Below are 12,621 nucleotides of genomic sequence, written 5' to 3'. Positions count from 1 at the left end.
GCAGAACTGACATGAGCTTGCTGCTAGAGCGACGAACGGGCGCCGCGCATCGACGCGGCGGCTTCGATCGCTAAACGAGGAGAAACCAGAGCATGGACAAGCATCTCGGCCTGACTGAAGAAACCGAATTCCAGACGCTGACAGAGGAGCGCGAAGCTCGGGAAGACATCGGCCAGAACTGTTCCACCAATCCGACGATGGGCGACATCATCAACCGCCGCTTCTCGCGCCGCTCGTTCATCGGCGGCTCGCTCGCGGTTGCCGCCATCTCGACCACTGTCAGCCCGCTCGCCCTGCTGTCGGCCGACGAAGCACGGGCCAACGAAGCCGCTTCGCGGTTTGACTTCAAGGAGGTCGAAGCCGGCGTCGACGAGACGCACCATGTCGCCGAAGGCTACGACGCCGACATCCTGTTCCGCTGGGGCGACAAGATCTTCGCCGACAGCCCGGAATTCGATCCACTCAAGCAGACGGCGGAAGCCCAGAACCGCCAGTTCGGCTACAACAACGACTATGTCGGCTTCATCCCGCTCGACGGCAATCCCGACCACGGCCTCCTCGTCGTCAACCACGAATACACCAACGCCGAGATCATGTTCCCGAACTTCGCCCGCGTCGAGAAGGTGACGGAGGACGGCAAGGAGCAGGACAAGGTCGTCCTCGGCGACTACACGAAGGAACTGGTCGACATCGAAATGGCCGCCCATGGCGGCACCGTCGTCGAGATCCGCAAGGTCGACGGCAAATGGCAACCGGTCCTCGACGGCAAGTACAACCGCCGCATCACGGTCAACACCGAAATGCAGCTTTCCGGTCCTGTCGCCGGCCATGACCGCGTGAAGACCTCGGCCGATCCGACCGGCAAGAAGGTCTTCGGCACCATCAACAATTGCGCCGGCGGCGTCACCGCCTGGGGCACGTACATGATGGCCGAGGAAAACTTCAACGGCTATTTCGGCGGCGAGCTCGCCGAAGATCATCCGGAATTCAAGCAGTTGAAGCGCCTCGGCGCACCGGGCGGCCAGTATGAATGGTCGAAATTCTACGACCGGTTCGACGTATCGAAGGAGCCGAACGAAGCCAATCGCTTCGGCTGGGTCGTCGAGGTCGATCCACTCGATCCCACTTCCGTGCCGAAGAAGCGCACCGCAGTCGGACGCTTCAAGCACGAGGGCTGCGAGTCGATCGTCAACAAGGACGGCCGGGTCGTTCTCTATAGCGGCGACGACGAGCGCTACGACTATGTCTACAAGTTCGTGACGAAAGGCACCTACAACCCGAACGACCGCGCGGCGAATATGGATCTCTTCGACGACGGCACGCTCTACGTGGCGAAATTCGACGAGGACGGCACGGTCACCTGGATGCCGATCGTCCACGGCGAAGGCCCGCTCACGGCCGAGAACGGGTTTGCGTCGCAGGCCGACGTGCTGATCAACACTCGCCTTGCCGCCGATGCGCTCGGCGCGACCAAGATGGACCGGCCGGAAGACATTCAGCCCAATCCGAAGACCGGCAAGGTCTACGTGATGCTGACCAACAACACGAAGCGCAAGGAAGACGAGATCAACGCTGCCAATCCGCGCGCCAAGAACGCCTTTGGCCATATCATCGAGATCTCGGAAACAGACGGCGATTTCGCATCGACGAAGTCCCGCTGGGATGTCCTCCTGAAGTGCGGCGATCCAAGCGTTGCCGATGTCGGTGCTTCCTTCTCGACCGCAACGACGAAGAACGGCTGGTTCGGCATGCCGGACAATTGCGCCATCGACTCAGACGGCCGCCTGTGGGTTTCGACGGACGGCAACAGCGAGAAGGAGACCGGCCGCACCGACGGCGTCTGGGCAGTCGATACGGAAGGGGAAGCCCGCGGGACATCGAAGCTGTTCTTCCGGGTGCCGGTCGGCGCCGAAATGTGCGGTCCGACCTTCAACCCCACCAGCGACACCTTCTTCCTCGCCGTCCAGCATCCGGGCGATGCTGGCCTCGCCACCTATGAAAAGCCGGCGACGCGCTGGCCGGACTTCCGCGACGACATGCCGGTACGCCCGGCCGTCGTCGCCGTCACCAAGCAGGGCGGCGGCAAGATCGGTTAAACGACCAAACGAGCTCGATTTGATTGTGAGGCGCCGCGCTTGCCCCGCGGCGCCTTTCCTATTCAGGCCGCGGAGGGCGAAGCAGACTTCAGCGCCTTCAATGTCGCATGCACGAAACCCTCGCGGGCCGACGACGCATCGATGCCGCGCGGTTCGTAGACATGGCGATTGAGGAAATATGCGGTGAGGTGGAAGGCGGCGGCGAGGCTTTCGTGATCGGCCGCCTTGTGCCCTCCGGAGAGAAACGCCGGAAGGGCGAGCATGCGCTCGGCATAGGGCGCGCCGGCCTCACGACTGACGGCGCGGCCGGATTTCGGCGAAACATAGACGAGTTCGTCATGCCTGCCCGTCGCCGCGCATTCCGAAAGATCGAGGCCGAAGCCGAGATCGTTCAAAACCGCGAGCTCGAAGCGCACGAACAATTCGCCGGCGTCCGCCGGGTCCTGGAGATGATCGACGATGACGGCCAGCGCCTCGTAAAGATGCGCGTGCGGATCGCGTTCTGGCAGAAGGCGCATAAGCGCGCCGAGCGCCTGAATCCCGTAGACCGAGGTCGCCGTCTCCATCAGCCTTGCGGCGCGCAATTGCAGTGGTTCTACGCGAAATTCGCCGAGATGCTCGTCGAGCCGCGCCCGCCAGGTCACCTCCACCGAATTGCCCGGCTGCAGCACCGGCTGCATTGCGCGCGAGCGGCCCGAACGCACCAGCCCGAGATGCCGCCCGTGCCCGGACGTCATCACTTCCGCTATGACAGAGCTTTCGCCATGCCGCCGGATGCCGAGAATGATGGCCTGATCGCTCCATTGCATGAAAAAGGCATACACCCGCGGCGGAAAGCGGATCAAGCGAAGATGGCGCGCACAACGGGACTTCATCGGGGGCGGCCCCTGACGAACCGTCGCCTTTCCGCGGCATGTTCGCCGCACTACAATTCTGTCATTATCCTGCCGTCGAAGCCTGCCGCTGATCTCCAGCTGGCAATCATCAGGATTGTTTGGAGCATGTGTGTGTCCCGCCTCGCCCAGCCTCTCACGCTCCTCCTTGTTCTGGCCGCACTGGCGGGTTGTGCGACGAGCACCGCGCAGCAGCCCCGACCGCGGGGGCCGGATCACTACTATGCGACGATTTACGGACCGATGCCGGACGAGATGTTCCCGCTGCCTGCGACCGACATCAGCAAGGTCGATCCGCGCTTCTTGCGCCAGCAGGCGCCCTATGTCACCCATGAGCCTCCCGGCACGATCGTCATCGATACGCCGAACAAATACCTTTACCTCGTGCAGAATGGCGGGATGGCGCTGCGCTACGGGATCGGCGTCGGCAAGGCGGGACTGGAATTCGCCGGCGAGGCGCACATCGGTCGCAAAGCTGTATGGCCCCGATGGATACCGACATCCGACATGGTCGCGCGCGAGCCGGAACGTTATGGTCCGCTCGCCGGCGGCATGGACCCGGGCCCGACCAATCCGCTCGGCCCGCGCGCGCTCTATCTCTACCAGGATGGCAAGGACACGCTTTTCCGCATTCACGGTACGACCGAGGCCTGGTCCATCGGCCAAGCCGTTTCGAGCGGCTGCATCCGGATGTTCAATCCGGATATCATCGATCTCTACAACCGTGTGCCTGAAGGCACCCGAGTGGTCGTGATTCAGGCGGAACCGCCGATGAGTGCGGCGATGCCGCCGGCCGATGCTCCGATAGGGACGGCGGCCGCCGGGGCACCGCTTTCGTTCTGAAGCCCTACCAGGCATCCGGCTCGCGCACGAGATGCACGATGTTGGCGGGGTTCATGATCCAGCCACCGCGAAAGCCCTCGCCTAGATCCTCAACCGCATCGCAGCGCACCGTTCCGTTCGCGGTGAGATGGTCGAGGGCCCTTTCATGGTTTTCGGTAAACAGTTCCAGCCAGACCTCTGCCTGGCTGAAATGCGGCATTTCGTCTATCCAGAGGCGATTGGGGCCCAGGATAAATCCCTTGGCCGGCTCCTTCTCGTCGAAAGGCTGAAGCCCGACGACGTCACGGTAGAAGGCGATCACGGCATCATATTGATGGCTCGGCACCTTCATGGCGATGTTGATGCCGCCCTTGATCTCTACTGACATGACGGGGCCTCCTAGACTTGCGGCTCGAGCGCCGGCTTGCCGGAGAGCTCGGCGACATAGTAGCCGTCGCGCAGGTTGATGCCGTATTCGAGCCACGCCTTCATGCAGGCGAGCATCTGCGACCAGCCCTCGCAATTGAAGTATGATGCCTTCTGCCCCTGGTCGTTTTCCCGCCATCCGCTTTCCGCGATGGTCACCATGGTAGCGCCATCTTCGAGCGACTGGAAACGCATCTCCACCCGCGTCCGATAGGGAGATTCGCCCTCTGCGACCATGGCATCCCAGCGGAAGACGATGCGCTCATTAGGCTCAACCACCTCCACCTCTACCGGAACCTCGCCCCACCAGGTCACGGTGGCGCCCTCGACCAGCGGACCGCTGATGCCGCCGAGCGTCACGAAATAGCGACTGAGCTGATCTGGATTCACGACCGCGTCGAAGACCTCTTCGACGGGACGGGCGATCCGCCCATTCACACGAAATTCGATAGCCATGACGTCCTCCTCACGATTGTACCCGGCGATAATATGTTATAAAAATATAACATGTCAAACGATTCGAAAGACGATGCGGTTTTCAAGGCGTTGGCCAACGGCTTGCGCCGCCAGATGCTCGACGCACTGAAGGAGTCGCCGCAGACGACAGGCATGCTCTGCGAGCGCTTTCAAAACCTCGACCGCTGCACCGTGATGCAGCACCTGAAAGTGCTGGAAGAGGCCGATCTCGTTCTCGTCCGGCGCGACGGGCGTGAGCGGTGGAACCATTTGAACACCCTGCCGATACAGGCGATCCACGACCGCTGGATCAGCCAGTATGCCGGCCATGCAATGTCCGTCCTGACAGCCTTGCAACGGCAACTAGACAACCCATCGGAGTAACGGATTCGGCTTTCCATTGTCGGCCTTTCTGCGTATGAACAATCCAGTTGGGCAATTTGGGATATCGTTGTGCGCTACCTCATTACCGGCACCGCAGGGTTCATCGGCTTCCATCTCGCCAAGCGGCTGATCGACGAGGGGCATTTTGTGGTCGGTTTCGACGGCATGACGCCCTACTACGACGTGAGGCTCAAGCAACGTCGCCACGCCGTCCTCGAGCGTTCAAACGGCTTCAAAGCTGTCACGGCCATGCTCGAAGACCGCGCCGCGCTCGATCGCGCGGCCGAACTCGCCGAGCCGGAGATCATCATTCATCTCGCCGCCCAGGCGGGTGTCCGCTACAGCCTTGAAAATCCGAAAGCCTACGTCGACTCGAACCTCGTCGGGTCGTGGAACATCCTCGAACTGGCCAAGAAAATCGCGCCGAAGCATCTGATGCTGGCTTCCACCTCATCGATCTACGGCGCCAACGAAAAGATCCCCTTTGCCGAAACCGACCGGGCCGACGAGCCGATGACGCTCTATGCGGCGACCAAGAAATCGATGGAGGTGATGGCACATAGCTACGCTCACCTCTATAGGGTGCCGACCACCGCCTTCCGTTTCTTCACCGTGTATGGCCCCTGGGGAAGGCCTGACATGGCCCTCTTCAAGTTTGTCGATGCCATTCGCAATGGCCGGCCGATCGATATTTATGGCGAGGGCCAGATGAGCCGGGATTTCACCTATATCGACGACCTCATCGAAGGCATTGTCCAGCTCTCGCACATCGCGCCATCGGAGGAGAACCGGGTGGCAGCGGGCACGGCCGCCGATACGCTGTCCCGCCACGCGCCATTCCGCGTCGTCAATATTGGTGGCGGCCAGCCGGTCGAGCTGATGACATTCGTCGAAACGGTCGAAAAGGCGATGGGGCGGCCGGCGATCCGCAACCTGCTGCCGATGCAGCAGGGAGACGTCCCGCGAACCTATGCATCGCCGGACTTGCTCGAGGCACTCACCGGTTTCAAACCTTCCGTTCCCGTGGAAGAAGGGGTTGCGCGTTTCGTGGAATGGTATGAAGAATATAGCCGCAATACAGACACAGTAGGCTGACGTAGTCCCGCGGGATCAGCGCGCAAATCGCGCCCACGCGGGCAGAAAACTGTAGATTGATCCTATTTTCGCCTTTTAATCGATACATTTCACCAACCGAACATCCTCGAGAAAAACCACGCAATCAAAGGGAAAGAGCGGATGAAAATCACGATGATCGGCGCCGGCTATGTCGGCCTTGTTTCCGGCGTATGCTTTGCGGATTTCGGCCATGATGTCGTTTGCGTCGACAAGGACGAAGGGAAGATCGCGGCGCTCAAGAAAGGACAGATTCCGATCTTCGAACCGGGCCTCGATCATCTCGTCGCCAGCAACGTCGCCGCCGGCCGCCTGAATTTCACCGTCGACCTCAAGACTGCCGTTGCGGCGAGCGATGTGGTCTTCATCGCCGTCGGTACACCGTCGCGGCGCGGCGACGGCCACGCCGATCTCTCCTATGTCTATGCCGCTGCACGCGACATCGCTGCCAATCTTCAGGGCTTCACGGTCATCGTCACCAAATCCACGGTTCCGGTCGGTACCGGCGACGAGGTCGAGCGCATCATCCGCGAGACCAACCCGGATGCCGACTTCGCCGTCGTCTCGAATCCGGAATTCTTGCGCGAAGGCGCTGCGATCGAGGATTTCAAACGGCCGGACCGGATCGTCATCGGCCTCAACGGCAATGACCAGCGCGCACGCGACGTGATGACGGAGGTCTATCGTCCGCTTTATCTCAACCAGTCCCCCCTCGTCTTCACGACACGCCGCACCTCGGAATTGATCAAATATGCCGGTAACGCCTTCCTGGCGATGAAGATCACCTTCATCAACGAGATGGCCGATCTCTGCGAGAAGGTCGGCGCCAATGTCCAGGATGTCGCCCGCGGCATCGGACTCGACGGACGCATCGGGGCAAAATTCCTGCACGCCGGCCCGGGCTATGGCGGCTCATGCTTCCCCAAGGACACGCTGGCACTGGTCAAGACCGCCCAGGATCACGACAGTCCCGTACGGCTGGTGGAGGCCACGGTCGCCGTCAACGACAACCGCAAGCGAGCGATGGGCCGCAAGGTGATCGCCGCGGCGGGTGGCGAGGTACGCGGCTCCAAGATCGCGGTTCTCGGCCTCACCTTCAAGCCGAATACCGACGACATGCGTGACAGCCCGGCGATCGCGATCGTCCAGGCCTTGCAGGACGCCGGCGCCAAGGTGACCGGTTATGATCCGGAAGGAATGGAAAACGCCCGCAACCTCATAGAGGGCATGGACTACGCGACCGATCCCTATGACGCAGCGGCACAGGCCGACGCACTGGTGATCATCACCGAGTGGAACGAATTCCGCGCGCTGGATTTCGATCGGCTGAAGTCCATCATGAACACTCCGCTGCTCGTCGACCTGCGCAATATCTACCGCAAGGATGAAGTCGCCAAGCACGGCTTCCACTATGCGAGCGTCGGCAGGCCGGACTGACCTTTTTTGCAATCAGCGCCGGATGCGGGGTGGGGGTCGGCCGCGCCTCCCTCCCCACGCATGGTAGGCGTTAGGGATGCGACCGATGAAGACCTGCGGTTAAGCCTTCGGGCCGACCGGGATCACCTGCTCCCAGCTTTTTCCCGCCAGGATGACGCAGCTTCGGCCGGACACGTCGGTCACGACCAAGGTCCAGCTGCCGTTATCGCCTGCATAAAGTTCCATCACTGCTTGCGGGTTGATCAGCCCGAAGGCAGCCTGTTTTTCGGAATACTGTCGGGCAAGAAACTCGACGACCTGCGATCGCTCGGCGCAATTCGCCACTGCTTGCGAATCTGCAGGAGCAGGATAGACCGTCACCGCCAGCAGGGCGGCGAGAGCGAGGCCGCGGACCACATTGCGTACCATGACGCACCTCCTTTCGCCGGGATGTCCCGGCGGAAGAGGATTTCCGCTGACCTGTTCCGCCGTAGTCCGGCATTCATTGGTCGACGCCTGTTCGCGACGAACCGCTGTCGCCACTCGCGAAGTATGAGGGAAAGCAGGCTATATTTCAATTAACTAATATATAGAGCGTAGCCTGAAGCCGTCACACCGGGGGCATCGATGATGATGTAACGATCCGCAACACGGAGCCGTTCCAACGATCACCCTCATTTTTTCTTCATCGCCGCCAAGAGCGCCGCGCCGAGCGCGCCCTCCGCCGGCGCCTGCGGCTTCTGCGGGCGCGTGGACGCGCCGCGGTTGCCTCCGCTCGGCGCCGCCCCCCGTGCCTCTCGCCCCGCATCCGCGCCGCCATCCTTGCGCATGGTCAGTCCTATGCGTTTCCTCGCAACGTCGACCTCGGTGACACGCACCCTGACGACGTCGCCCGCTTTGACGACCTCATGCGGGTCCTTGACGAAACGGTCGGCCAGTTGCGACACGTGGATGAGTCCGTCCTGGTGCACGCCGATATCGACGAAGGCGCCGAAGGCTGCGACATTGGTCACCGTCCCCTCGAGCTGCATGCCGACCTTCAGGTCCTTGATGTCGTCAACACCTTCGGCGAAGGTTGCCGTCTTGAAGCTCGGTCGCGGATCGCGGCCCGGCTTTTCCAATTCGGCGAGGATGTCCTTGACCGTCGGCAGGCCGAAACGCTCGTCGACGAAGGCGCGCGGATCGAGCTTCTTGAGAGCGGCGCTGTCACCCATCAGCGCGCGTACGTCCCGGCCGCATGCGGCGACGATCTTCTTGGCGATCCCATAGGCTTCCGGGTGCACGGACGAGGCATCGAGCGGCTCCGAACCGTTCGGTATCCGCAGGAAGCCGGCGCATTGTTCGAAGGTCCGGGCGCCGAGGCGCGGCACCTTCAAGAGCTCCTGGCGGTTGGCAAAGGCGCCCGTCGCATTGCGGTGCGCGACGATCGCCTCGGCAGACGATTTTCCCAAACCCGAAACACGCGCCAATAGCGGCGCGGAGGCGGTGTTGAGATCGACGCCAACGGCGTTCACGGCGTCCTCGACGACCGCGTCCAGAGACCGGCTGAGCTTCGCCTGATCGACATCGTGCTGATACTGGCCGACACCGATCGATTTCGGCTCGATCTTGACGAGTTCGGCAAGCGGATCCTGGAGTCTCCGGGCGATCGACACGGCGCCGCGCAGCGATACGTCGACACCCGGGAATTCCGCGGCCGCGGTTTCCGAAGCGGAATAGACCGACGCACCCGCCTCGGAAACGATCACCTTCGTGGGTTTCGGTGCCGGCATCTGAGCGAGCATGTCGGCAACGAGCTTCTCCGTTTCACGGCTGCCGGTGCCGTTGCCGATGGCGATCAGCTCAATCTTGTGCTTGCGGATCAGCGAGGCGAGCTCGGCTTGAGTGCCGCGCAGATCATTCTTCGGCGGGAAGGGATAGACCGTTGTCGCGTCGAGCAGCTTGCCGGTGCCGTCCACCACAGCGACCTTGACGCCCGTGCGGATGCCCGGATCGAGGCCCATGGTCGCGCGCGAGCCGGCGGGTGCGGCGAGCAAAAGATCCTTGAGATTGCGCGCGAAGACACGAATGGCCTCCTCTTCCGCCCGCTCGCGCAGCTCCCGCATCAGATCCAGCGAGAGGGACAGCGAAAGCTTGACACGCCAAGTCCAGCCGACGACGTCCAGCAGCCATTTGTCGCCCGACAGGTGCACGCCGACGTTGTAGGCGGCGGCGATCATTCGCTCGACCGGCTTCGCCGGAGACGCCTCCTCCTGATCGACGACGATGTCGACGGAGAGGACCTCTTCGTTCCAGCCGCGCAACATCGCGAGAGCGCGATGACCCGGCACCGCCGCCCAGCGCTCCGAATGGTCGAAGTAGTCCGAGAACTTCGCGCCCGCCTCCTGCTTGCCGTCGACCACCTTGGCGCGCAGGAAGGCCGCTTCGCGCATATGGTTCCGCAAACGGCCAAGCAGATCGGCGTTCTCGGTCATGCCTTCGGCGATGATGTCACGCGCGCCGTCTAGGGCGGCCTTCACATCCGGCACCTCGGCGGCCAGGAAGGCGGTCGCCCGTTCAGCCGGTGCGATCGAGCGATCGGCCAGAATCGCCTCCGCCAGCGGACCGAGACCGCGCTCCCGGGCGATCTCCGCCTTGGTGCGCCGCTTCGGCTTGTAAGGCAGATAGATATCCTCGAGCTCTGCCTTGGTAACCGCGGCAGCGATCTTGGCTTCCAGCTCGTCGGTGAGCTTGCCCTGACTGCGGATCGAATCGACGATCGCCGCCCGACGCGCCTCGAGCTCGCGCAAATAGGTGAGCCGCTCCGACAGAACGCGCAACTGCGTGTCATCGAGACCACCGGTGACCTCCTTACGATAACGGGCGATAAACGGCACGGTCGCCCCTCCATCCAGCAATTCGACAGCTGCGGCGACTTGAGCGGCAGTCGCCTTGATCTCGCTTGCTATGATGGAGGCAATGGGCTTTGCGGTCATTTTGCGTTCCGTATCCTGTTTTCCGGCCGGACCATACGTGCGCAGACGAGGAAGGCCAAGTGAGGGCTCACCTGAACTCCACAGAAGATGGCAAAGATGAAATGCGTGCGGCGTGCCTCATCCCGCTGCCGCGACCTTCTGCGCGTTTCGATGGCAGACGAGACAGGCCGGGCGCTCTCAGACCCCTCGCCCGGAGGGGGTTAGAGGTGAGAGGCAATCCCGCTACGAAGGCATTGGGCGCTTTACTGCATCAAACCGCGACGAGCTCCAGCCGCCGGCGGGTTTTCTCGAACTCCAGCAGTTCGCGCTCCTTCGCCTCGATGTAATCCCGCGAGACCGGCACCGTTCCCAGAGACGGCGAGAGCTGTATCTGGAAGATGAAGTGCTTATCGTAACGGAATGCCGTCTCAGAGGCTGCGAGATAGAACTCCCACATCCGGAAGAAGCGCTCGTCGTAGAGCTTCACCGCCTCGTCCCGCCGCGCGACGAAGCGCTCGCGCCAGGCCCTGAGCGTCCAGGCATAGTGCATCGGCAGGATCTCTATGTCCTTGACGAGCAGCCGACTGTTCTCGACCGAGGGCAGCACCTCTGATAGGGCCGGGATATAACCACCCGGGAAGATGTATTTCTCGATCCAGGGATTGGTGGCCCAGGGCTTGTAGATCTGGCCGATGGAATGCAGCAGCATCACGCCGTCGGGCTTCAGGAGCTCCTTCATCTTACGGAAGAAGTTGCCGTAATTGCCGATGCCCACGTGCTCGAACATACCGACGGAGACAATGCGATCGAACTGCCGTCCATGCATTGTGCGATAGTCCTGCAGCTCGAAGCGCACGCGATCGGAGAGGCCGCGCCTGGCTGCGCGTTCACGCGAGACCTTCAACTGCTCTTCGCTGAGCGTGATGCCGGTGACTTCGACGCCGGACGATTCGGCGAGATACATCGCCATGCCACCCCAGCCGGAACCGACCTCCAGCACCCTCTGGCCGGGTTCGAGCAACAGCTTCGCCGCGATGTGCCGCTTCTTGGCACGCTGCGCCTCGTCGAGCGAGATGCCGGGCGGGTGGAAATAGGCACAGGAATATTGCCAGTCCTCATCGAGGAAGAGATTGAAGAGCTTGCCGTCCAGATCGTAATGGTGGGCAACGTTGTAGCGATTGCGGTTTACAGGCAGGCGGCTTTTCACCTGCTGGCGCAGCACGTGCCACAGCGCGACGATAGAGTTCGCGAAGGTTGCTGCCTTTTCCACACCATTACTCTTGATGATGGACAGGACGTCGAAAATGTCGCCCTCCTCGACGACGACGCGACCGTCCATATACATTTCCCCGAACTTCAGCCCGGGGTCGTACAGTATTGCCCTTTCCGCCTCGGCGTCGGTGATGCGTATGGCCGCAGGCTTCCCCGTGCCGTCACCCAGGACAACTTTCTCTCCCGATGAAAAAATGACCGTCAAAGTCCCCTTCTGGACAAGACGGCGAAGCAACTTCAACAATGCTGCATTCATTTCCAACCTCAGCGCCAGACCTACACGGACCATGTTAGTTCTTCCGCATGGAGCGCGGGCGGTTCGGTCGCTTCCGGAAGAGTGCGCTAGGAAACAGCGCCGATGTGTCCAGAAGCAGCGACCGGCTCAGGTCAAGCCTCACGGCTTCCGACGGGCCGCACGGACGCGCGGCGCCAGCTACGGGATGTCGTCAAGCCAGCCCAGCGGGCTCCTATCCATCAGAACTTCCATTAACTTAGCTGTGTTCGCCGGTTTATCAATGGGGGCTTTTTTGTGGCCCCTCAAAGATTTGCATGCTTAGTAAATGCGCAAGACCTGATCGTCGGCATACGACGTGTGGTACGAACGCCCACGCGAGCGCGTCGGCTCGCGGTGGAACGCGCCGCTCCTCATCTCGGCTGCGGCGATATCGCTTTGACGCATTTCCGTCGGCGAGCTGCTGCACGTATATTCTCCACAAGCGTTGCATGGCCGACGCCGAACGCCTACCTCCCATGAGGTCGGTTATCGGTCAATCGCGCGTCGACGTGACA

General features: G+C 61.9%; 11 protein-coding genes. 5 read left to right on the top strand and 6 right to left on the bottom strand.

Features of this window, described 5'->3' with window-relative positions:
* The first annotated feature begins 92 nt into the window (after positions 1 to 92).
* Positions 93 to 2,096, top strand: a complete 2,004-nt coding sequence (locus M728_RS04095; protein WP_026619153.1) for a PhoX family phosphatase — start codon at positions 93 to 95, stop codon at positions 2,094 to 2,096.
* A 62-nt stretch (positions 2,097 to 2,158) separates the two neighbouring features.
* On the opposite strand, the gene recO is transcribed toward M728_RS04095, so the two are convergent.
* On the bottom strand, positions 2,159 to 2,905 hold the full coding sequence (gene recO / locus M728_RS04090; RefSeq protein WP_156943355.1) for a DNA repair protein RecO: 747 nt from the start codon (positions 2,903 to 2,905) through the stop codon (positions 2,159 to 2,161).
* Between the two features lie 192 nt (positions 2,906 to 3,097).
* Here recO and M728_RS04085 point away from each other — a divergent pair, with 192 nt between their 5' ends.
* Positions 3,098 to 3,832: a L,D-transpeptidase gene (locus M728_RS04085; RefSeq protein ID WP_026619151.1), complete on the top strand. Its 735-nt coding sequence runs from the start codon at positions 3,098 to 3,100 to the stop codon at positions 3,830 to 3,832.
* A gap of 4 nt (positions 3,833 to 3,836) precedes the next feature.
* On the opposite strand, the gene M728_RS04080 is transcribed toward M728_RS04085, so the two are convergent.
* Both M728_RS04080 and M728_RS04075 read right to left on the bottom strand, forming a co-directional pair.
* Positions 3,837 to 4,199, bottom strand: a complete 363-nt coding sequence (locus M728_RS04080; RefSeq protein ID WP_026619150.1) for a glyoxalase/bleomycin resistance/dioxygenase family protein — start codon at positions 4,197 to 4,199, stop codon at positions 3,837 to 3,839.
* Between the two features lie 11 nt (positions 4,200 to 4,210).
* The gene (locus M728_RS04075) at positions 4,211 to 4,693 is read right to left on the bottom strand and encodes an SRPBCC domain-containing protein (protein WP_026619149.1); all 483 of its coding nucleotides are present in this window, start codon (positions 4,691 to 4,693) and stop codon (positions 4,211 to 4,213) included.
* 51 nt (positions 4,694 to 4,744) lie between these two features.
* Here M728_RS04075 and M728_RS04070 point away from each other — a divergent pair, with 51 nt between their 5' ends.
* The 3 genes from M728_RS04070 to rkpK all read left to right on the top strand — a co-directional run bounded on the left by M728_RS04070 (position 4,745) and on the right by rkpK (position 7,627).
* The gene (locus M728_RS04070) at positions 4,745 to 5,077 is read left to right on the top strand and encodes a helix-turn-helix transcriptional regulator (protein WP_026619148.1); all 333 of its coding nucleotides are present in this window, start codon (positions 4,745 to 4,747) and stop codon (positions 5,075 to 5,077) included.
* 69 nt (positions 5,078 to 5,146) lie between these two features.
* Positions 5,147 to 6,172: an NAD-dependent epimerase gene (locus M728_RS04065; protein WP_026619147.1), complete on the top strand. Its 1,026-nt coding sequence runs from the start codon at positions 5,147 to 5,149 to the stop codon at positions 6,170 to 6,172.
* A gap of 141 nt (positions 6,173 to 6,313) precedes the next feature.
* Positions 6,314 to 7,627, top strand: coding sequence for a UDP-glucose 6-dehydrogenase (gene rkpK / locus M728_RS04060; RefSeq protein WP_026619146.1), 1,314 nt, complete (start codon positions 6,314 to 6,316; stop codon positions 7,625 to 7,627).
* A 99-nt stretch (positions 7,628 to 7,726) separates the two neighbouring features.
* Here rkpK and M728_RS04055 read toward each other — a convergent pair whose 3' ends face one another.
* From M728_RS04055 to M728_RS04045, 3 genes are all read right to left on the bottom strand, one after another.
* The gene (locus M728_RS04055; RefSeq protein ID WP_026619145.1) at positions 7,727 to 8,035 is read right to left on the bottom strand and encodes a hypothetical protein; all 309 of its coding nucleotides are present in this window, start codon (positions 8,033 to 8,035) and stop codon (positions 7,727 to 7,729) included.
* 245 nt (positions 8,036 to 8,280) lie between these two features.
* Positions 8,281 to 10,581: a Tex family protein gene (locus M728_RS04050; RefSeq protein ID WP_026619144.1), complete on the bottom strand. Its 2,301-nt coding sequence runs from the start codon at positions 10,579 to 10,581 to the stop codon at positions 8,281 to 8,283.
* Between the two features lie 250 nt (positions 10,582 to 10,831).
* The gene (locus tag M728_RS04045) at positions 10,832 to 12,088 is read right to left on the bottom strand and encodes a cyclopropane-fatty-acyl-phospholipid synthase family protein (protein WP_026619143.1); all 1,257 of its coding nucleotides are present in this window, start codon (positions 12,086 to 12,088) and stop codon (positions 10,832 to 10,834) included.
* Positions 12,089 to 12,621 lie beyond the last annotated feature (533 nt).

Source organism: Ensifer sp. WSM1721 (assembly GCF_000513895.2).
In the GTDB taxonomy this organism is placed as follows: Bacteria; Pseudomonadota; Alphaproteobacteria; order Rhizobiales; family Rhizobiaceae; genus Sinorhizobium.
Note: the sequence above shows the minus strand (reverse complement) of the source record. Positions and strands in the feature narration are given on the sequence as shown.